We start from the raw sequence: 21,264 nt of genomic DNA, 5'->3' as shown, positions 1-21,264 counted from the left end.
CAGTGCCGGCCACCCGCCCCGGGCGTCGAGAGACACCATGACTGAATCATTCCCCTTCCCCCGCCGCACGCCGGTCCGGGTCACCTTCGGGCTCGGGATGCTGCTGCTCGGCATCTTCGGCTTCGTGCCGGCGATCGGCGTGCTCGTCGCATCCTTCACCGACCTCCGTGGTCTGCCCGGCCTCCCGATCAACTTCGTCGGCCTGCAGAACTACGTCGACTTCTTCTCGCCGGCCAAATGGGCGGACAGCGCGAACGCGCTGCGGAACACCATCATCTTCGCCGTCGCGAGCACCGTGGTGCAGATCGTGGTCGCCCTGGCCATCGCCGTGCTGCTGAACCGCCGGCTCAGGGGCCGCAACTTCTACCGCGCCGTGGTGTTCATGCCCACCATCCTGGGCGTGACCGTGACCGGCCTCGTCTGGTCCCTGATCTTCAACGTGAGCGGCGGGCCGGCCGCGTCGCTGCTCGACCTCTTCGGCGGCAAGTCGGCGTTCTTCGGCGACCCGCGCCTCGCGCTGACGCTCGTGATCGTCGTGCAGGTGTGGATGGTGCTCGGCGTCTCCGTCATCATCTTCCTCTCCGGGCTCCAGGCGGTTCCGGAGGAGCTGAACGAAGCGGCCGAGATCGACGGCGCGAACGGCTGGCAGCGTTTCCGGAGCGTCACGGTGCCCCTGCTCGCTCCGTCGATCACGGCGAACGTGCTCCTCGGCATCGTCAACGCCCTGCAGAGCTATCAGCTGATCTACGTGCTCAGCGGTCCGAACAACCGCTCCACCCAGGTGCTCTCGCTCCTGGTCTACGTGCAGGGCTTCGGCGGAGCATCCGGTACGACGCTGTCGCAGTCGCAGGGCTACGCGGCAGCGGTCTCGATGGTCCAGTTCGTGCTGGTGGCCGTCGTCTCGATCATCGCCCTGACGATTCTGCGCCGACGAGAGGCGAAACTGTGATGACCACGTCCACCGAATCGCTGCCGGCGACGAGGGAACGCTCCAGCGAGACGACGGTGCGCCGTCGGCGGCGTATCCCGGTCGGCGCGTACATCTGCGCGCTCATCCTGATGATCGTGTTCCTGTTCCCGCTGCTCTACCTGCTCAACACCGCGCTGAAATCGCAGGCGGAGTTCGTGGCGAACCCCGTCGGCCTGGTCTCCGACCCGCAGTGGAGCAACTTCGCCACCGCGTGGGAGAAGGGTGACTTCGGCGCGTACATCCTGAACAGCGTGATCTACACCGCAGCGGGATCGGCCATCGGCACCCTGCTCACGCTGGTGCTGGCGTTCCCGGTCGCCCGCGGCTACGTCCGCGGCGCCAAGTACTGGTCCATCGTGTTCGTGCTCGTGCTGTTCCTGCCGAACGCCCTGATCACCCAGTTCCAGCTGCTCCTGCGGCTCGGGCTGTACGACACGCAACTCGGCTACATCCTGCTGGTCGGCGTCGGCGTCGGAGTCGGCCCGCTGCTGCTGAGCGGGTTCGTGAAGTCGATCCCGCGCGAGCTCGACGAGGCCGCCGCGATGGATGGGGTGGGCTACTGGCGCTACCTCTTCACGTTCATCCTGCCGCTGGCCCGCCCGGCCCTGGTGACCGTGTTCATCCTGCAGGCGGTGTGGATCTGGAACGAGATCATCCTCGCGACCGTCCTGCTCGCCGACCCCACCAAGTTCCCGGTGACCGTCGGGCTCTACGCGTTCAAGGGCACGTACGGCAACCAGTGGCCGCTCCTCGCGGCGGCCACGTTCATCGTCGCCGCGCCGTTGATCGTCGGCTACATCTTCATTCAGCGCTACCTGGTCAACGGCGTCGTCGGCGCCGTCAAGGGCTGACCCCGTTCCCCGCACCATCTACCCCGCAAGAGAGGTCCTGTTGTCCACCACCGTCCCCGCCGTCAGCACCGCTGTCACCGTCCCGTATGTCCTCGAGCGCGCCGGCGTCGTCATGGAGCCGGACCCGGCAGATCCGCGCCAGGTCGACGGCGTGCTCAACCCCGCGACGGTGCAGGACCCGGATGGGACCGTGCACCTCTTCCCCCGTCTGGTGGCCGAGCACAACGTGTCCAGCATCGGCCGGGCCAGGGTCGTGGTGACCGACGGCGTGCCGACCGCAGTCGACGGGCTGGAGGTCGCGCTGGAGGCGGACCGCGGCTGGGAGCACGGCACGGGTCACGGCGGCGTCGAGGACCCGCGCATCACCCCGCTGAAGGATCTCGGCATCCACGTGATGTCTTACGTGGCGTTCGGCCCGCTCGGCCCGAAACCGGCGCTCGCCGTCTCGACCGACGGTGTGACCTGGCGCAGACTCGGCCCGATCCAGTTCGCTTACGACGACGCCCTCGACACCGACCTCAACCTGTTCCCGAACAAGGACGTCGTCTTCTTCCCCGAGATCGTCTCCGACCCGGATGGCCGCCCCAGCTTCGCGATGCTGCACCGGCCGATGTGGGACTTCGGCTTCGTGCGCCCCGAGGAGCAGCCACCGCTGCCTGCCGGTGTGACGGACGCGCGCGCCAGCATCTGGATCTCGTACATCCCCGTCGATGAGGCCGTTCGCGACCTGACGGCGCTGACCAGGCCGGCCGGCCACCGGTTCGTCGCCGGCCCGGAGTACGACTGGGAGGCGCTGAAGATCGGCGCAGGCCCCGCTCCGCTCCGCGTGCCGGAGGGCTGGCTGCTGCTGCACCACGGCGTCACCGGCGACCTGCCGGGCGGCTCGTTCGTGCCGCAGGCGTTCACCGTGCGCTACGTCGTCGGCGCCATGCTGCTCGACGCCGACGACCCGTCGCGGGTCCTCGCCAGGACCAGCGAGCCCCTGATGACCCCCGAGACAGCGGACGAGACCGCTGGCACGGTGGCGAACGTGCTCTTCCCCACCGCGATCGAGAAGATCGGCGGGGAGCACTTCGTCTTCTACGGTGCGGCCGACACCCGGATCTCGGTCGCACGCCTGGTCCGCACCCCCTGACCCCCAACCCCCACCTCAGCGAACAAGGAGTCCTGCGCAATGATGCGTCATCCTGAAGACCCGAACGCTCCACGTCTCTCGCTCGCCCGCCGCTCGCGCCTGTCGGCGCTGGTCGCATCCCTCGTCGTCGCCCTGCTGAGCATCGCCGGCCTGGCCGCGCCCGCACAGGCGGCGGATCTGGAGACGGACGTCTCCACGATCGTCAACCGCTTGCAGGACTACTACCTGAGCCAGGGCGACGAGGTGCAGATCGCCAACGGCATCTACCTGGCGCAGACCTCGAACGCGCTCGACTACGTCGCATCGCAGAACGCGGACGGCTCCTGGTCGGACGTGAACTACCAGGACACGACGAGCTCGGCGAACGGCAAGACCTGGGATGCGTACAAGGCGCTCTACCGGATGGTCGCGATCGCTCAGGCGTACCGCGACCCATCGGCGACGGGCCACGGAGACGCGAAGCTGATCGACGCGGAGCAGCGGGCGCTCGCATACTGGGACGCGGTGAATCCGGGGAACACCAACTGGTGGGAGACCGAGATCGGCGAGTCCATCGCCATGGGCCGCATCTCCATCTTCGTCGGGGACGCGCTGAGCCCGGATGCGGCGGCGCTGGCGATCAAGCACAACCAGGGCAAGCTCGATCCGGCGGGCGCGAACGGCGCCTGGCGCACCTCCGACTACCTCTACAAGGCGCTCGCCACCCGGGATGCCGCCGCGATCACCGCGGGCTTCGCCACGATGGTGCAGACGGTGGCGGTGGACGACTCCGGCACCGTGCAGGAAGCCGTGCAGCCGGATGCGACGTTCTGGGCGCATGGCGCGCAGCTCTACAGCGAGGGCTACGGCATGGCGCTGTTCACGATGGTGGCGATGTGGGCGGACTCCGCCCGCGGCACGAGCCTGGCCTTCACCCGCGACCAGCTGGACACCATCGCGTTCTACATCGTCGACGGCACCCGCTGGCTGATCCGCGGCGAGATCGAGATGCTGTACCTCCTCTACCGTCCGGCCACGACCGTCGACGGCGTGACGAGTTACGCGGCCGTCTTCCTGGATCCACTGGACAGGATGGCGCGCACCGACCCGCTCTACGCGACCGCCTACCGCCAGATGGCGGACAACATCCGGGGCAAGACCGCCGGCAACGGCGCGATCGGCGACACATACTTCTGGCGGTCGGAGTTCTCGTCGCACCAGCGGGCGGACTACGGCATCGTGACCGGTCTGAACTCCAGCCGCACCGTGGGCAGCGAGTACCGGTCCACCATCCGCAAGGACGTCGGCAACGAGGTCGTCTGGAACCGCACAGGCACCACGGCCATCCAGGTGACCAACAAGGAGTACACCGACCTCGGTCCGGCATTCGACTGGTTCCACTACCCCGGCACCACCGTGCCGTACGTGAAGGAGACCACCCTCGGCAAGGACGGCCGCTCGGCCAACGGCGGGGCGTTCACCGGCGGCGTGTCGGACGGCATGTACGGCGCGACGGTGGAGAGCCTGGACAGGGTCGGCACCCAGGCGCAGAAGAGCTACTACTACTTCGACGACGAGATGGTGGCGCTCGGCGCCGGCATCCAGTCGACGTCGGCCGCGCCCATCCACACCACGGTCAACCAGGTCGCCGCGAAGGGCAACGCGTCGGTGGACGGGCAGAAGGTCGAGTCCGGGACGGACGGCAGAGTCGTCGGCGACCCGTCGTGGGCCTACAACGACAAGGTCGGCTACGTGTTCCCGTCCGACCAGGCGGTGACCGTCTCCGACAAGACGCAGACGGGCAGCTACTACGGTGACCAGCCGGAGAGCCACGACGCGTTCTCGCTGTACTTCGACCACGGGGTGAAGCCGAGCAACGCCGGATACGAGTACATCGTGCTCCCCGCCAAGTCGGCCGCGCAGACCGAGGCGTACGCGGCGAACCCCGCCGTGAAGATCCTCCGCAACGATTCGTCGGTGCAGGCGGTCCAGCACGCCGGCCTCAAGCGGACGATGGCGACCTTCTACCGGGCCGGTTCGCTCGACCTCGGCGACGGCCGCACCCTCTCGGTGAGCCAGCCGAGCATCGTGATGCTCGACGAGTCCTCCGGGACCCCGGTGGTGAGCCTGTCGAACCCCAGCCAGCCCGGGATCCTCGTGGATGTGACCCTGAGCGGCGGAGCGTCGGCGTCCCACGGTTCCTTCGTGCTCGGCACAGGGGCGAACCTGGGCAAGACCGTCACGGAGCCGCTCGCCGCCGACGACTCGGCCGGCTCGCCGTACACCGCGAGCGGGTCTGTGGCCGGTCACGGCCCGTCGCTGGCAGGCGATGGGGACACCGCGACGACGTGGCAGTCGTCCGGCGCAGCGCCGTGGCTCCGCCAGCGGCTGACCGCCGGCTCGTACGCCATGGGCGCCGACGTCGACTGGGGAAGCGACTACGCCACCCGGTTCCTCGTCCAGACCTCCCTGGACGGCACGACCTGGACCGATCAGAAGCTCGTCCAGAACGGGACGGGTGGACACCAGCACGTCGACTTCCCGGCCACCGCGGCGAACTTCGTCCGCATCCTGCCCCTGGACGGGCCGGGCGGCGGGTCGTACTCGGTCGGGGAGTTCTCCGCTCTCTCCCGCGTCAACCTCGCCCTCGGCGCCCCCACCACGGCGTCCGACGGAACGAGTCCGGCGAGCGCGACGGACGGGAACGCGACCACCAGGTGGATCGCCGACAGGACGGGCTCACCGGATGCGTCCTGGCTGCAGGTCGACCTCGGCAGCGTGCAGAAGATCGGTGCAGCACGGTTGTTCTGGGAGGCGTCGTACGCCAGCCAGTACAAGATCCAGGTCTCGGACGACGGCCGCACCTGGCGCGATGCATACGCCACCCCGGCAGCGGGGAGCGACGGCGGCACGGACCTCGTGGCGCTGAACGCGACCGGTCGCTACGTCCGGATGCAGACGGTGAAGCGGGCGCTGACCACCTACGGGGTCTCGCTGTGGGAGTTCGAGGTGTTCGGGGACGGCGCCATCACCGCGGCGCCGACCGCCGGCGGGCGGGTGAACCTGGCCGCGGGCAAGCCGACCACGGCGGACAGCGTCTACAACAACCTGGCGAACGTCCAGCCCACCGCCGCCACCGACAGCTCGAAGACCACCAAGTGGTCGTCGGCGCGGCCGACCGGCACTGCTCCGTACACCAACCGCAACTGGCTGCAGGTGGACCTCGGCTCTGTGCGGCCGGTGTCCCAAGCGGTGGTGGAGTGGGAGTCGGGCAACTCGACCGACTACCAGCTCGAGGGCTCGGTGAACGGCACCGACTGGACCCAGCTCGCCCACGTGCAGAACTCCGGCACCGCGGATCACCGTCGTGACACGACGGACTTCCCGACGGCGGAGGCGCGCTACGTCCGCGTGATCGGCTCGCCGGCGACCAAGTACGGGCTCAACATCTGGGAGTTCGAGGTCTACGGCGGCTACAGCCTGACCTGCCAGGCTCCTGTGACGGCGGACCGCGAGAGCACTGCCACGATGACGGCGAAGATCAGCCCGGTCGACGCGGGGGACTCCTTCACGGCGTACTCGCTCGACCCGTCGGTCGCGGCGGTCTCGGCCGCGCCGCAGCCCGCTGCGGACGGGACCATCGCTGTCGCCCTCACGACAGGGGCGCCGGGAAGCACCTCCATCGTGCTGGTGCACGCCGCTGGCGACGAGTTCGTCCGGTGCCCCGTCACGGTGGCGGTCGACCGGAGTGCGCTGCAGGCATTGGTCGACCGCGCCGCCGGTCTCGACAGCACGCAGTACGCCGCCGCGACCTGGGCGCCCGTTCTGCCCGCCCTGGAAGCCGCGAGGGCGACGCTCAAGGCCGCCGATGCCACCCAGGCCGCGATCGACGGCCGCGCCGCAGCGCTGAAGGCCGCGATCGACGGGCTCCGCGCCACGGCGAGCATCAGTGCGCCGGCCGTCACCGCGAAATGGGGAACCGCCGCGACCGTCACCGTCACGGTGTCGTCCCCGCTCCCGGTCAGCGGTCAGGTGACGCTGACGGAGGGGTCGAAGGATCGAGGTGTCGCGCCGCTGCGTGACGGCGTCGCCACGTTCACCCTCCCCTCTGGCCTTGCGGCAGGCGACCACACGCTGACGGCGACGTACTCCGGCAGCGACACGGTGGAGGGCGCCAGCACGACCGTCGTCGTCACGGTCACCCTCCCGGCCGCCTGGAGCAAGACCACGACGTACAAGACCGGGGACATCGTCAGCTATCGCGGGTCGGTGTATACGGCGGGATGGTCGACCAAGGGCGAGCAGCCCGGCGCGAGCAACACCGGCGCCTGGCAGGAGCTCGCGCTGACCGAGGACGGCGCGACGGCGTGGACGGCATCCCGGGTCTTCAACGGCGGGGAAACGGTCGTCTATCAGGGCAAGACGTACCTGGCCTCCTGGTACAGCCGCTCGGATGTCCCGGGTGGGGCGACCGGCCCGTGGCAGGAGATCGCCACCGCGCCGGACGGCACGGCGCTGTGGACTCCGTCGCGCATCTTCAACGCCGGGGAGAAGGCGAGCTACAAGGGCGTCGTCTACGTCGCCAAGTGGTACTCCCGCAACCAGGCTCCTGGCTCCGCGAACGGCCCATGGGCCGTCGCCGGATAGCAGGCGCCGGCCTTCAGGCGGGAACCGGTTCGGGTCCGGTTCCCGCCCAGCGGGTCGTCCAGGAGGCGGGCAGGAGCCGCGTCACCATCTCGGACGTCGCTGCGCGAGCACGGGTCTCCAAGAGCGCCGTGTCGTTCGTCTTCAACGGACGCCGCGGCCTCAGCGAGGCGACGACGGAGCGCATCCTCCGGGCGGCGGACGACCTCGGCTGGAAGCCGAACGCGCGAGCGCGGGCGCTCTCCTTGGACCGCCCGAGGAGCGTCGGCCTGGTGGTCGGACGGCACGGGGTCAGCCCTGGCGCGTGCTCCGACCTCGCCGGGTTCATCGACGGGGTCGGCACGGCGCTCGCTGCGACGGACACCGCCCTCGTGGTCCGGGTGGTCTCATCGGCCGCGGAGGAGACGGGTGCGTACGACCGGTTCGTGCGCGAGTCGCAGGTCGACGGCATCCTGATCGTCGATCTGCGCACCTCCGACGACCGTCCGGCCGCTCTGACCGTCCTCGGTCTCCCGTTCCTCGTCGCGGAGCACGTGGTGGCGAATGCGGACGAGTGGGAGGGCACAGCCCAGGCCGTGCGCCACCTGGCCGCGGCCGGACACGAGCGCATCGCCATCGTCGCCGAGACCGGGACGCTGCGGTCGGCGCGACGGCAGAAGGCGTTCGCCGACGAATCGCGTGCGCTCGGGTTGTCCGCGCGCGTGATCGGCCTCACCGACCCGTCGCCGGCCTCTGCGCGGACGGCCACCGACCGGCTGCTCGGGTTCAAGGCACCGCCCACCGGGATCCTCTACGACACCGGACTCCTGGCTTCGGCCGGGATGGGCGTGATCGGGCGCCGGGGGATGCGGGTGCCGGAGAGCCTTTCCGTCATCAGCCTCGACGACAGCTCGTTCGCGCTCGTGACGGAGCCCGCCATCACCAGCGTGCGACGCGACGCATACGCCTGGGGTCGGGCATGCGGCCTCCGTCTGGTCGCCCTGCTGGGCGGGGATCCCGTCGCCGAGGCCGAGCTCCCGCCCGCAGAACTCGTCGTGCGCGCCAGCACGGCGCCACCATCCACCACCCCCCCACGAAAGGTCCCGCTGATGCCCCGCCTCGTCGCCTTCGATCTCGACGACACCCTCGCCCCGTCCAAGTCGCCCGCCGCTCCCCGGATGATCGAGCTGCTCACCAGCCTGCTCGACGTCTCCGAGGTGTGCGTGATCTCGGGAGGGAGGTTCGAGCAGTTCCGCGACCAGCTGCTCTCCCAGCTGCCAGGGTCGGCACGGCTCGACCGGCTCCACCTCATGCCCACCTGCGGCACGCGCTACTACCGCTGGGACGGCGCGGGATGGAGACTGCAGTACGCCGAGAACCTGACCGATACGGAGCGGACGCAAACGCTAGCGACGGTCCAGGAAGAGGCGTCGCGCCTCGGGCTCTGGGAGAAGGACACCTGGGGTCCCGTGCTGGAGGATCGCGGGTCGCAGATCACGTTCTCCGGGCTCGGTCAGCTGGCGCCCATCGACAAGAAGGCCGCCTGGGACCGCGACGGGACGCGGAGGAACCTGCTCCGCGCCGCCGTCCAGTCCCGGCTTCCCGGCCTGGAGGTGCGCGCAGGAGGCTCGACGAGCATCGACATCACCCGCCACGGCGTGGACAAGGCGTACGGGATGACCAAGCTCTCGTCGCTGACCGGGATCCCCTTCTCCGACATGCTCTTCATCGGAGACCGGCTGGACCCGGACGGCAACGACTATCCCGTGATCGCGCTCGGAATCCCCACCAGGTCGGTGTCCGATCCGTCGGAGACGGCGGCCATCGTCGAAGGACTGCTCGTCACTTCGTGAGGACCGCCGCCACCTCCGGGATGCGCTCGATGTAGCCGGCGACGAGCGAGCGGGCGACGGTCACGCTGTCGACCAGGGGATGCAGGGCGAACGCCGCCACCGCCTCTTCCTTCGAGCCGGTGAGCGCCGCGGCGATGGTGTGCCGTTCCACCGACTTCACCAGCGACATCAGGCCCACCTGGTGCAGGTCGGGCTGGTCGGTGGTCAGCGGATGCACGCCGTTCGCGTCCACCAGGGTGGGCACCTCGACGACGGCGTCGTCCGGCAGCCCGTGGATGGTGCCGTTGTTGCGCACGTTGAGGATCATCGTCTGGCGCTCGTTGCGGCTGATCGCGGCCATCACGCCGAGGGCGACGCCCGCGTATCCCTGGTGCGACGGGTCCTGCTCGCGCTCCTTGACGTGGGTCGGCGCATCCTGGGTGCCGCCCTTCGCCTCGGCCATGTACGAGGCGCTGCGACGCTCGACGGTGGTGCGCCACAGCTCGGCGACGCCCTGGCCGGCGTCGGACGCCTTGGTGTAGAAGGCGCTCTGCGAGTCGGCGAGGAAGTCGCCGCGGGTCTTGCCGGACTCCCGGATCGTCTGCACGGCGTCGCGGTTGAAGTAGTAGTAGTACAGGTACTCGTTGGGCACGGAGCCGAGGTTGCGGATCCAGTCCGCCCCGAACACGTGGCCCTCCTCGAGCGCGCCGAGCAGGGCGTCGTCGGCCAGCAGCTCGGGGAGCACGTCACGGCCGTCGTAGAGGAGGCGGCGCATCCAGCCCAGGTGGTTGAGGCCGACGTAGTCCATCTGCACGCGCGTGTGGTCGAGGCCGAGCAGGCCCGCGACACGACGGCCGAGGCCGGACGGGGTGTCGCAGATGCCGAGCACGCGGTCGCCGAGCACCGACTGCATGGCCTCGGTGATGATGCCGGCCGGGTTGGTGAAGTTCATCACGTACGCGTTGGGGGCGAGGTCCTTGATCGCCTTCGCCGCCTCGACCATCACGGGCACGGTGCGGATGGCGTATGCGAGTCCGCCAGGGCCGGTGGTCTCCTGGCCGAGGACGTTGAGGTCGAGGGCGACGTGCTCATCGCAGCGGCGTCCCTCCAGGCCGCCGACGCGGAGGGCGGCGAAGATGAAGTCGCTGCCCTCGACGGCGCGGTGCAGGTCGGTGGTCGGCACGAGGCGCGGCGCGTCGGGGAACCCGGCGGCCAGCTCGGTGAGGATGGCGACCATCGTGTGCAGACGGTTCTCGTCCACGTCGTAGAGGGCCACCTCTTCGACGCGCGGTGAACCGGTGTCCCGCAGGAGGGCCTGGTAGACGTACGGCGTGCGGAATCCGCCGCCTCCGAGGATGCAGAGCTTCATACGACAGTGACCTCTCCGCCGGCGTTCCGGCACAGTGCGAGCGTTTCTTCCGGAGCGCCGGTCGTGGTGACCAGCGCATCCACTTCGGTGAGGGAGCAGAGCCGCAGGGCTCCTGTCCCGGGGAACTTGGCTTCGGAGGCGAGCAGCACCACACGGTCGGAGGCGGCGATCATCGACTGCTTGATCGGCGCCTCGACGGCCATGTTGTCCACGACGTGCCCGTTAGCCCGCACGCCCGTGCAGGAGAGGAACACGATGTCGGCGCTCACCTGGCTGAGGGCGAGCTCGGCGAGCGAGCCGACCAGGGTGCGGTAGTTGCGGCGGACGACGCCGCCGAGCAGCACCAGGCGCACGGCGTCGTCGTCGCGCAGCTCGTCGAAGACGGCGAGGCTGGAGGTGATGACGGTGATGTCCCTGCCGCGCAGGAGGCGAGCGACCAGCGGGGTGGTCGTGCCGATGTCCAGGATGATGACGCTGCCGTCGGTGACCATCGCGGCCGCCGCCTCCGCCATGCGGCGCTTGAGGTCGGCGTCCGTCGTCTCGTCGAAGGTGCCCTCCTCCGCGCTGCGGCCGTGGTCCTCCACGGTGGCGCCGGGCGTGAGGACCGCCCCGCCGTAGGTGCGGGTCAGCTCGCCGTTGCGGTCGAGCAGCTCCAGGTCTCTGCGGATGGTCGACTCGCTGACGGCCAGTGCTTCGGCCAGCTCGCGCACGGAGGCGGAGCCGTCCGTCCGCAGCGCAGACAGGATGCGGTTCTGCCGTTCGCGAAGAATCATGGTGACACTCTACTCACAGATGAGCAGAGTCGCGCAAACACGAGCAGAGAAAATACTCAGATACGCAAACTTAACAAAAGTGCGTCACGCAGGTAATGTAATCGAAACACTCGCTGCTCAAGCTTGCTGAATATCAGCGGTTCCGTCGCATAGTCACGCAAAGTCGAGCATCGAGTGTCGAACCCCGCGGATCCGCAACGAAGAGGAGAGCCCGTGATCGAACGACCGCTGCACCAGGGAGCCGAGCTCCTGTTCGCCGGCGAGATCTTCTGCGACGTCGTCTTCTCCGGCGTGGACGTCCCCGCCGTGGGAGCAGAGGTCTACGCGGACGCCTTCACCATCACGGCGGGAGGCGTCGCGAACCGGGCGGTCGCTGCTGCGCGGGCCGGCGCATCCACTCTGCTGCTGTCGCGCCTCGGCGACGACCCGCTCGGCGAGCACATCCACCGGATGCTCGACGACGAGCCCGGCCTCGACACCCGCCTGCTCGAACGCATCGCCGACCATCAGAGCCCTGTCACCGTGTCGCTCACCACCCCGGAGGACCGCTCCTTCATCACCTACCAGGTGGAGCTCGGGCACCAAGACGTCCCTGACGACCTCGGCCCCATCGGCGCGACCCACGTCGGCGTCGCCCACGAACTGCCCGCCTGGGTCGGCCGGATGCGCGCAGCGGGCACCACGGTGGTCGGCGGCGTCGGCTGGGACGCCTCGGGAGACTGGTCGGGCGACGTGCTTCGCCGCCTCTCCGAGGTGGACGTGTTCGTGCCCAACGACGCGGAGGCGATGCAGTACACGCGCACCGACGACGCGGTGGCGGCGGCCAAAGCACTGGCGGAGCACGTGCCGCTCGCCGTCGTCACCAGGGGACCGCGCGGCGTCGTCGCCGTCGACTCCGCGGCGGGGGAGATCGTCGAGGTGGAGGCCGTGCCCGTCGCGGCCGTCGACCCGACAGGGGCGGGCGACGTCTTCGTCGCCACGTTCATGGCAGCGCTCGGCCACGACTGGGACCTGCGCACCCGCCTCCGCTTCGCGTCGCTCAGCGCGACCATCTCCGTCACCGGTCTCGGCGGCGCGGCCAGCGCGCCGCGGCCGCAGGACCTCATCGACTTCGTCGACCGTCGCAACCCGGCGGGCGATTGGTCGTTCCTCGACCGCATGCGCGTGCCCACCGGCTCGCACTGACCCATCGATCCCTCGCACCCTCGCACCCCAACCGAACGGACACTGCAATGAAGAGACACACCAGCAAGGTGGCGCTGCTCGCCGGCGCCCTCACCGCGATCGCTCTCGGACTCACCGCGTGCGCGCCGGGCGGCTCGGCGCCATCCGGAACGCAGAGCCTCGGACCGGTCTCCAAAGACTTCGGCAGCAGCAAGGTCACCCTGACCGTGTGGGATCAGAACACCGACGGCGGCATCGACGACGCGCAGAAGCAGCTGAACGCCGCCTTCACCAAGAAGTACCCCAACGTGACCATCAAGCGGGTCTCCCGGTCGTTCTCCGACCTGAAGACCACGCTCAAGCTCGCGCTCTCCGGCGACAACCCGCCGGATGTGGTCCAGGCCAATCAGGGCTACCCGGACATGGGCGCGTTCGTGAAGGCCGGGCTGCTCCGGCCCGTCGACGACTACGCCGACCTCTACAAGTGGAACGACTACTACCCGTCGAGCCTGCTCAAGCTCAACTCGTTCTCGTCCGACGGCAAGAAGTGGCAGGGCGACGACCTCTACGGCGTCTCGCAGACCGGCGAGCTCGTCGGCCTCTACTACAACAAGGCCGTGCTGCAGAAGGCGGGCATCAGCGAGGCGCCGACCTCGCTCGACGAGCTCACCGCGGACATGGCCAAGGTGAAGGCCGCCGGTTCGCTGCCGCTGGCGTACGGCGACGTGGAGAAGAGCCCCGGCATCCACCTGTACGGGTTCGCGTTGTCGGCGCTGGCCGGATCGCAGAAGGTCAACGACCTCGTCAACGGCTCCAGCGGTTCGTGGACGGGCGCCGACGAGGTGAAGGCGGCCGACGTCGTGCAGGGCTGGCAGAAGTCCGGGTACATCACCCCCGGCGCCAACGGCGTCTCCCGGGATGCGGCGGTCGCCTCGTTCGGCAACGGCGACTCGGCGTTCCTCATCACCGGCACCTGGTACCTGGCGACGCTGGCCGAGGCGACGGCATCCAAGGACATCGGCTTCACCGCGCTGAAGCCCGCCGGATCGGACACGCCCGTCACGATGGGCGGAGAGGGCCTGGCCTGGGCGATCACGTCCAAGTCGAAGAACGCGAACGCGGCGGCCGCGTACATCGACTTCGTCACGGACAAGAACGCGTCCGAGGTGCTCGTGAAGACGGGCAACCTGCCGACGGTCGTGCCGAGCGGGTCCGAGCAGGCCACCGGCACGGTCACCGGCGACGTCACCGCGAACTACATCACCATCTCGAAGTCGAACGGCATCACCCCGTACCTCGACTACGCGACGCCGACGTTCTACGACACCATCACCGCGGCCGCTCAGGATCTGATCGCCGAGAAGGCGACGCCCGAGCAGTTCACGCAGACGCTGCAGGACGACTACGCCGCCTTCACGAAGAAGAACGGATGACCGTGACCGCACACAAGGACGGACAGGCGGTCGCCCCCGCCGTCCGACCGGCTGTCAGCCCGGCCGGAGCAGTACGCTCCGGCCGGGCGGGGCGACGCAGGAAGCGCAGCCTGGTCGCATACCTCTATGTGCTGCCCGCGTTCCTCGTGTTCGCGGTCTTCCTCGGCTGGCCGTTCATCCAGACCGTCCAGTACTCGTTCTACGACTGGGACGGCCTCTCGCCCGCCACCTGGGCCGGATTCGCGAACTACGTCTCGGTGTTCACCGACACGGCGCTGCGCGGCGCGTTCGGGCACGCGCTCATCCTGATGGTGTTCTACGCCGTGATCCCCGTGGTGCTCGCACTGTTCCTCACCGCCCTCATCTCCCGCGCGAACGCCCTGCGCGGGATGAGCGCCTTCCGCACCGTCCTGTTCCTCCCGCAGGTGATCGCCTCGGTCGTCGTCGCGACGATCTGGGTCTCGATCTACTCGCAGGACGGCCTGGTCAACGAGACCCTGCGGTTCCTCGGCCTCGACGGGCTCGCCAGGGTCTGGCTCGGCGACTACGCGTTCGCGCTCCCCGCGATCGGGTTCGTCGGCACCTGGCTCAACATCGGGCTGTGCCTCGTGCTGTTCCTCTCCGGCGTCGGCAACATCCAGCCGGAGCTGTTCGAGGCGGCGCGGCTCGACGGAGCGGGGGCGGCGCGCGAGTTCTTCTCCATCACGCTCCCCGCGCTGCGTGGCCAGATCGCCGTGGCGCTCACCCTCACCATCGTCTCGGCGCTGAAGACCTTCGACCTCGTCTACGTGACGACGGGAGGCGGCCCTGGCACCTCGACCACCGTGCCGGCGTACGAGGCGTACAACCGGGCGTTCAACACGGGACAGGTCGGCTCGGCCGCCGCCGTGGCCATCGCCCTGACCCTCGTGATCATGGTCGTCACCGCCCTGATCAGCCGGATCCAGCCGAAGGACGTGCAATGAGGCTCACCCGCCGCGAGAAGATCGTCGACTACATCGTCCTCTCCCTCTTCGCCCTGTTCGCCGTCATCCCGCTGGTCGGGGTGCTGTTCTCCGCGGTCACGCCGTCGGCGGACAACCAGGGCGGGTTCGCCCTTCCGACGAAGATCGACCTCGGCAACTTCGCCACGGCATGGACCGAAGGGCACTTCGCCACGTACATGTTCTCGAGCATCGTCGTCACGCTCGGGGTGATCGTCCTCACCACCGTGCTGTCCGTGCTCGCCGGGTTCGCCTTCGCCCGCCTCGACTTCGCCGGCTCCGGCATCATCTTCTTCGTGATGCTCGCCGGGCTCATGCTGCCCGCGGAGGCGTTCATCATCCCGCTGTACTTCAACCTGCGCAGCGTCGGCCTCACCGACTCGTACCAGAGCCTCATCCTGCCGCAGACCGCGCAGTCGCTCGCGTTCGGCATCTTCTGGATGCGCAACCAGTTCCGCGCCTTCCCCGGCGAGATCATCGAGGCGGCCCGCATCGACGGCGCCCGCGACCTGCGCGTGCTCTGGCAGGTGATCGTGCCGCCGTCGCTCGCCCCCATCATGACGATGTGCGTGCTGGTCGCCATGTGGACCTGGAACGAGTTCCTGATGCCCCTCGTCCTCATCACCAGCGAGGACCGCAGGACGGCGCCGCTCGGCCTCGCATTCTTCAAGGGCGAGCATCTCACCGACTACTCGCTCCTGAGCGCGGCGGGCATCATCGTCGCCATCCCCATCGTCGTCCTGTACTTCTTCCTCCAGAAGCGCTTCATCTCCGGGATGCTCGGCGGCATCTCCGCGAAATGACGCCGCTATAGACGACAAAACCTCACCCGGAGTAGTGTTCGCCCGTCACCAACGATGGGGTGGGCACCATGACGGACAGCGCGACGGCCGGCGGCGCCGACGGGAAGCCGAAGCCGAACCACATCCTGGAGCTGCGGATCCACGGGATCAAGAACACGCCGCCGGCAGAGATGCTGGGCGTCGACAAGTCCGATCTGCGGCAGTACCAGGGCGACGAGAACGGCGGCTTCTGGCTGGCGACGCGCCTGCCGGAGCCCGACCCTGACGACGACACCCCGAATCCAGCCGTGCCTCCGCCGGATGTGCGCCGCGAGGCGTACTCGTGGGGCGCGATGGCGCGCTACGGCGGAGGCGCCCTCGTCATCATCGGGCAGTTCTTCGTGCAGATCGCGTGGCTCCTGCTGCTGCCGTTCGGGCTGACGAACAGCGCCTACTGGACCAGGCGCATCCCGAATCAGAACGCGGGCGGCGAGTGGCGGGGCGGCGTGGGGGTGACCTCGCTGCGGGTGTTCGCGCTGGGGCTGACCCTGCTCTACGTGTGCGCCCTCGGCTCGGTGAGTCTCGACCTGATCGGCACCCAGTGTCTCGGCGGGGCCGCCTGTCCCGCCCTGCCCTCCGGCGTGCTCGACTTCCTCACGTCCGGCTTCCTGGCCGAGCGCGGTCGTCAGCTGGCGGTGCTGTCGCTGGTGCCGATCGGTGGGGTGATCGTGCTCTACCTCGTCTCGCACAGCGCGCGCACCCGCTACGAGGCCGGCATCTTCAACACCGTGCGCCGGATGCGGAACGCCGACACCCCGATGCGCGCCACCGAGCGGCGCCCGCTCAGCGTCGAGGGCTTCTGGCAGCAGTCCCGCGTCGGATCGCCGACGGAATGGCTCCACCTGTCCGGCGCGTTCTGCCTGATCGCGCTGCTGCTGGTCTGGGACCGCGTCTTCGCCGGTGCGCCCGGCTGCGGCGAGCTGCAGTCGTTCGGGCCGAGTGGATGCGTCGCCCGCCTCCTCGGCCCGGGCGGAGACCTCTGGTACTTCACGGCGGCGGGCGTCGTCGCCGCGGCGGGCATCGTCTGGATCGTGGTCCGCATCGTCCGCTCGTCGGACACGGTCAACCACTCGGGGGAACGGCTCGCCGCCTTCCTCCGCGACGAGCAGCGCCGCCGCGAGACGGTCGCCGCGGTCACCCTCGCCGCCTCGGTGGTCCTCTACGTGCTGGTCCTGGTCGCGCTGTTCGCCAACGGCGCGTACCACCGGTCGCCGTCGTTCGCGTTCCTCGGCCTGGTCTCCGCGCCGTCGATCATCCTGGGTGTGCTGGTCGCCATCTGCATCTCGGCGCTCGGCTGGCGCCGCGGCGTTCCGCACGTGCTCTCCATCGCGCTGATGACGGTCTCCGGACTCACCTTCCTCATCGGGGTGTCGATGAACCCGGCGCGGCTCGGCGGCCAGCCCGGCGCGTTCCAGTGGGTGTACTACCTCGTGGCCGGGCTGTTCCTGGCGGCGCAGCTCGTGCTCGTGGGGGTGTGGCCGCGCATCCACGGCACCAGGGACCGGTACCGCACGGAAGGCTGGGCCGGGATGGGTCCAGGGGTGTGGATGCTGCTGTCGCTCGGGGCGGCGATGCTGCTGTCCACGCTGCTCGTCCTCGGCGTGCAGAGCTGGCTCGGCAGTGGCACGCCGGCTTGCGGCTGCGCCGCCCCGGTCGGCCGCGCGCTCGACGCCCCGATCGCGTTCAGCAACTTCGGCGACGTCGTGCCGCTGATCGCGGTGCTGCTGCTGCTCTTCGTCGCCGGCATCGTGGTGCTCAGGATGCTGTGGGTGCCCAAGCTGACCACCCCGCCGACCCCGGGAGGCTCCCGTCCGCTGCTCGAGCCGGTGGAGGAGTACAAGGACGGCGTCATCGAGCGCGGACGGACGACGGACCGGCTCGCCATGCGGATGTTGCGCGCCCGACGGTTCGCCGCCCTCTTCCACCGCGGAGAGCCGATCCTCGGCGTGCTCGCCGGGCTGTTCGCTGTGGGGTTCGTGGCGGCGCTCGCCGTGTCGAAGATCCAGTTCTTCGCCTGGATCGACGGCTTCGTCGCCCCGGCGCTCGGGCTGATCGCGGTGAGCGCTGTCGTGCTCATCGCCGAGAACGCGATCACCACCAAGGAGCGCCCCATCGGGGTGATGTGGGATCTGATGTGCTTCCTCCCGCGCGCAGGGCATCCGTTCGGGCCGCCCTGCTACGCCGAGCGGGTCGTGCCGGAGCTGCGCGACCGCGTCGTCGACTGGCTCACCCACGATCTGAAGCCGCCGCCCGGTCTGAGCATCGCGGAGCAGCTGGCGTGGAAGGAGCAGCAGGAGGAGGATGCGCTCAGCCATGAGCGGCCGTTCAGCGTGATCCTGAGCGCGCACAGTCTCGGCGCCGTGCTCGCGGTCTCCTGCCTGTTCACCTTGCGGCCCTCCCAGCAGGATCAGCTCCGCAACGTCGGCCTGCTCACATACGGCACGCAGCTCCGCACGTACTTCGGCCGCTTCTTCCCCGAACTGTTCGGACCGGGACCGCTCGGGACGCCGACCCAGCTCACGCCGTCCCTGCGCCGCGCGGACCCCTGGTTCACGCAGGTGCAGGCCGACCACGGCGGCACCGACGTCCCTCCTCCGCCGGCGGACACGGCGGACCCGACCCTCGTCGGCCTGCTCACCCAGCCGAACGGCGAGATCGCCTGGTTCAACCTCTGGCGGCGCACCGACTACCTCGGCTTCCCGGTCTTCAGCCACCGCGCCAACCCCGTCGACGGCGGTGCGGACGAGTTCGGTCCCCCGCGCTACCTCGTCAAGGTCGCCACCCACCCCGACTACCAGTCCACCCCTCAGTACATCGCCAACCTCACCCGCATGATCACCCTCCTCTCCCACCCCCGCAAATAATCGAGTCCGAAGCTATTCACGCGACACGCCGCATCCACCCGTGAACAACGTCGGACTCGATTTTCAGGAAACCGAGCGGTGTATGGTATTCGCACACAGGCAGATCACTTCGAAGGAGAATCATGGGTCGGCTGGCACGCGCGTCCGCGTTGAACACCGAAGAGAAGGCTGCGCTGACGAGCGGCGCGAGTTTCTGGGAGACCGAGGGCATCGACCGGGTGGGCATCCCGTCGATCTACCTCACCGACGGTCCGCACGGTGTGCGCAAGCAGGCCCAGGGAGGGGACCACCTCGGCATCGGCGACAGCGTCCCGGCCACCTGCTTCCCGCCCGCCGTCGCCCTCGGCTCGTCGTGGGACGCCGAACTGCTCGAGCGCGTCGGCGCCGCCCTCGGCGAGGAAGCGAAGGCGGAGGGTGTCGGCGTGCTGCTCGGCCCCGGCATCAACATCAAGCGGTCTCCTCTCTGCGGCCGCAACTTCGAGTACCTGTCGGAAGACCCCATCCTGAGCGGGCGGCTCGGCGCATCCCTGGTCCGCGGCCTGCAGTCGCAGGGCGTCGGCGCCTCGCTGAAGCACTTCGCCGCCAACAACCAGGAGACCGACCGGCTGCGCGTGAGCGCCGACGTGGACGAGCGCCCGCTGCGCGAGATCTACCTCCGCGGCTTCCAGCACGTCGTGCAGCACGCGGCCCCGTGGACCGTGATGTGCTCGTACAACCGCATCAACGGCGTCTACGCCAGCGAGGACCCGTGGCTGCTCACGCGCGTGCTCCGCGACGAGTGGGGCTTCGACGGCGTCGTCGTCTCCGACTGGGGCGCCGTCAACAACCGGGTGGATGCGCTGGTCGCCGGCCTCGACCTGGAGATGCCGTCGAGCGACGGCGTCACAGACGCGCAGCTCGTCGCCGCCGTGCGGGACGGCTCCCTGGAGGAGTCGGTGCTCGACACCGCCGCCGAGCGCGTGATCGACCTCGTGCAGAAGGCCGTCGACAACGCAGACGCGTCCGCGACGTACGACCGGGATGCGCACCACGCGCTCGCCCGCGAGGTGGCCGCCCGCAGCGTAGTGCTCCTGAAGAACGACGGGGTGCTCCCGCTCGCAGCCGCATCCGGTCGCAGCATCGCCGTGATCGGCGAGTTCGCGCGCACCCCGCGCTACCAGGGCGCCGGTTCGTCGCAGATCGTGCCCAACAGGCTCGACAACGCACTCGACGAGATCCGCGCGCTGGCGGGCGAGAGCGCTGTGACCTTCTCAGCCGGTTACGCGCTCGGCGACACTGGCGCCGACACCGACGCCGCAGCTCTCACCGCCGAGGCCGTCTCCGCCGCACAGGCGGCAGACGACGTGCTGGTCTTCCTCGGTCTGCCGGGCGAGGACGAGTCGGAGGGCTTCGACCGCGAGCACCTCGAACTTCCGGCAGCGCAGACCGCCCTCCTGGATGCGGTCATCGCGACCGGCGCGCGCGTCACGGTGGTCCTCTCCAACGGTGGCGTCGTCCGCGTCTCCGGATGGGCGCACAGGGTGGCGGCGATCGTCGAGGGCTGGCTGCTCGGCCAGGCGGGCGGCGGTGCCATCGCCGACGTGCTGTTCGGCGTGGTCAACCCGTCCGGGCGTCTGGCGGAGAGCATCCCGCTGCGGCTGGAGGACACGGCCTCGTACCTCAACTTCCCCGGCGAGAAGGGGCACGTCCGGTACGGCGAGGGCCTGTTCGTCGGCTACCGCGACTTCGACGCGCGGGATGCGGAGGTCAGCTTCCCGTTCGGCCACGGCCTCTCGTACACGGAGTTCGCGTTCTCGGGTCTCGCCGTCTCCGGCGACGCCGACGGCATCGAGGTATCGCTGGACGTCGCGAACACGGGGGAGCGGGACGGTCGCGAGATCGTGCAGGTCTACGTGTCCGTGCCCGGCTCGTCGGTGCAGCGCCCAGTGCGCGAACTCAAGGGCTTCGCCAACGTGGCGGTGGCGGCGGGCGCGTCCGAGCGCGTGAGCGTGCGCATCCCGAGCGAGGATCTGGCCGTCTACGACACGGCGCAGGAGCGCTGGGTGGTCGAGCGCGGCGAATACGAGGTGACGGTCGGTGCGTCGTCGCGCGACCTGCGCGGCACGGCGACGGTGGCGCTGGCCGGTGACGCCGGGCTGCCGCTGCTGGCCTTCGACTCGACGCTGGGCGAGTGGCTGGCGCATCCTGTCGGCGGGCAGATCCTGATGGGCGCGCTCGCGCAGTCCGGGGGCGGAGCCGTCGCGGGGATGCTCGACGATCCCAGCCTGCGCCGCATGGCGGAGTCGATGCCGCTCAACCGGGTGGCCGCATTCCCCGGCAGCCCGGTCACGGCCGAGCAGATCCACCAGCTGGTGGCGGCCGCGAACGCGGCGACGGCGGCCGCAGCGAACGCCCCGGCGAGCGTGCCCGCGTAACGTACACCGCTGCCGGACCGGCCTGAACCCCC

13 protein-coding genes and 1 pseudogene are annotated in these 21,264 nt (G+C 69.6%); 12 read left to right on the top strand and 2 right to left on the bottom strand.

The annotated features are described in order from the left end of the window. Positions 1-37 precede the first annotated feature (37 nt). The 6 genes and pseudogenes from AC1ROC_RS09975 (at position 38) to AC1ROC_RS09950 (ending at position 9,411) form a co-directional block, all read left to right on the top strand. Entirely contained in the window at positions 38-949 is a 912-nt protein-coding gene (locus AC1ROC_RS09975) for a carbohydrate ABC transporter permease (protein WP_085367349.1), read from the top strand. Further along, on the top strand, positions 949-1,821 hold the full coding sequence (locus AC1ROC_RS09970) for a carbohydrate ABC transporter permease (protein ID WP_085367348.1): 873 nt from the start codon (positions 949-951) through the stop codon (positions 1,819-1,821). The genes AC1ROC_RS09975 and AC1ROC_RS09970 overlap by 1 nt, the downstream gene beginning before the upstream one ends. Positions 1,822-1,861: 40 nt before the next feature. After that, entirely contained in the window at positions 1,862-2,956 is a 1,095-nt protein-coding gene (locus AC1ROC_RS09965) for a glycoside hydrolase family 130 protein (RefSeq protein ID WP_085367347.1), read from the top strand. A 39-nt stretch (positions 2,957-2,995) separates the two neighbouring features. Beyond that, entirely contained in the window at positions 2,996-7,582 is a 4,587-nt protein-coding gene (locus AC1ROC_RS09960) for a polysaccharide lyase family 8 super-sandwich domain-containing protein (protein WP_492999892.1), read from the top strand. Next, positions 7,564-8,568 (top strand): annotated as a pseudogene (locus AC1ROC_RS09955) (LacI family DNA-binding transcriptional regulator); the annotation flags it as partial. The gene AC1ROC_RS09960 and the pseudogene AC1ROC_RS09955, both read left to right, overlap by 19 nt. Positions 8,569-8,667: 99 nt before the next feature. Further along, positions 8,668-9,411 (top strand): HAD-IIB family hydrolase, encoded by a 744-nt coding sequence (locus tag AC1ROC_RS09950; RefSeq protein ID WP_085367344.1) that lies wholly within the window; start codon positions 8,668-8,670, stop codon positions 9,409-9,411. On the opposite strand, the gene AC1ROC_RS09945 is transcribed toward AC1ROC_RS09950, so the two are convergent. Further along, positions 9,401-10,759: a 6-phospho-beta-glucosidase gene (locus tag AC1ROC_RS09945; RefSeq protein WP_492999890.1), complete on the bottom strand. Its 1,359-nt coding sequence runs from the start codon at positions 10,757-10,759 to the stop codon at positions 9,401-9,403. The genes AC1ROC_RS09950 and AC1ROC_RS09945 overlap by 11 nt on opposite strands. Beyond that, positions 10,756-11,532 carry a DeoR/GlpR family DNA-binding transcription regulator gene (locus AC1ROC_RS09940; protein ID WP_085367342.1) on the bottom strand — a complete coding sequence of 259 codons (777 nt, stop codon included), beginning with the start codon at positions 11,530-11,532 and terminating at the stop codon, positions 10,756-10,758. Before AC1ROC_RS09940 ends, AC1ROC_RS09945 begins: the two co-directional genes overlap by 4 nt. A 213-nt stretch (positions 11,533-11,745) precedes the next feature. Between AC1ROC_RS09940 and AC1ROC_RS09935 the strand changes: the two genes are divergently transcribed. From AC1ROC_RS09935 to AC1ROC_RS09910, 6 genes are all read left to right on the top strand, one after another. Continuing rightward, on the top strand, positions 11,746-12,717 hold the full coding sequence (locus AC1ROC_RS09935; RefSeq protein ID WP_492999888.1) for a carbohydrate kinase family protein: 972 nt from the start codon (positions 11,746-11,748) through the stop codon (positions 12,715-12,717). A gap of 47 nt (positions 12,718-12,764) precedes the next feature. After that, positions 12,765-14,129, top strand: a complete 1,365-nt coding sequence (locus AC1ROC_RS09930) for an extracellular solute-binding protein (protein WP_492999886.1) — start codon at positions 12,765-12,767, stop codon at positions 14,127-14,129. Beyond that, complete coding sequence (locus tag AC1ROC_RS09925; protein ID WP_492999884.1) at positions 14,126-15,094, top strand: carbohydrate ABC transporter permease; 969 nt, start codon at positions 14,126-14,128, stop codon at positions 15,092-15,094. Before AC1ROC_RS09930 ends, AC1ROC_RS09925 begins: the two co-directional genes overlap by 4 nt. Next, on the top strand, positions 15,091-15,915 hold the full coding sequence (locus AC1ROC_RS09920; protein WP_085367338.1) for a carbohydrate ABC transporter permease: 825 nt from the start codon (positions 15,091-15,093) through the stop codon (positions 15,913-15,915). The genes AC1ROC_RS09925 and AC1ROC_RS09920 overlap by 4 nt, the downstream gene beginning before the upstream one ends. Positions 15,916-15,983: 68 nt before the next feature. Further along, positions 15,984-18,818: a hypothetical protein gene (locus AC1ROC_RS09915; protein ID WP_492999881.1), complete on the top strand. Its 2,835-nt coding sequence runs from the start codon at positions 15,984-15,986 to the stop codon at positions 18,816-18,818. 122 nt (positions 18,819-18,940) lie between these two features. Further along, positions 18,941-21,232, top strand: a complete 2,292-nt coding sequence (locus AC1ROC_RS09910; RefSeq protein ID WP_492999879.1) for a glycoside hydrolase family 3 C-terminal domain-containing protein — start codon at positions 18,941-18,943, stop codon at positions 21,230-21,232. Positions 21,233-21,264: the final 32 nt, after the last annotated feature.

This window comes from Leifsonia sp. GW821-FHT13C05, from assembly GCF_058806515.1.
This window is presented reverse-complemented; position numbering and strand designations above follow the sequence as displayed.

Bases quoted from the DNA above. Each gene is read 5' to 3' on its own strand.
- AC1ROC_RS09975 (WP_085367349.1), top strand. From the start codon at position 38: ATGACTGAATCATTCCCCTTCCCCCGCCGCACGCCGGTCCGGGTCACC.
- AC1ROC_RS09970 (WP_085367348.1), top strand. From the start codon at position 949: ATGACCACGTCCACCGAATCGCTGCCGGCGACGAGGGAACGCTCCAGC.
- AC1ROC_RS09960 (WP_492999892.1), top strand. From the start codon at position 2,996: ATGATGCGTCATCCTGAAGACCCGAACGCTCCACGTCTCTCGCTCGCC.
- AC1ROC_RS09950 (WP_085367344.1), top strand. From the start codon at position 8,668: ATGCCCCGCCTCGTCGCCTTCGATCTCGACGACACCCTCGCCCCGTCC.
- AC1ROC_RS09945 (WP_492999890.1), bottom strand. From the start codon at position 10,759: ATGAAGCTCTGCATCCTCGGAGGCGGCGGATTCCGCACGCCGTACGTC.
- AC1ROC_RS09940 (WP_085367342.1), bottom strand. From the start codon at position 11,532: ATGATTCTTCGCGAACGGCAGAACCGCATCCTGTCTGCGCTGCGGACG.
- AC1ROC_RS09930 (WP_492999886.1), top strand. From the start codon at position 12,765: ATGAAGAGACACACCAGCAAGGTGGCGCTGCTCGCCGGCGCCCTCACC.
- AC1ROC_RS09925 (WP_492999884.1), top strand. From the start codon at position 14,126: ATGACCGTGACCGCACACAAGGACGGACAGGCGGTCGCCCCCGCCGTC.
- AC1ROC_RS09920 (WP_085367338.1), top strand. From the start codon at position 15,091: ATGAGGCTCACCCGCCGCGAGAAGATCGTCGACTACATCGTCCTCTCC.
- AC1ROC_RS09915 (WP_492999881.1), top strand. From the start codon at position 15,984: ATGACGGACAGCGCGACGGCCGGCGGCGCCGACGGGAAGCCGAAGCCG.
- AC1ROC_RS09910 (WP_492999879.1), top strand. From the start codon at position 18,941: ATGGGTCGGCTGGCACGCGCGTCCGCGTTGAACACCGAAGAGAAGGCT.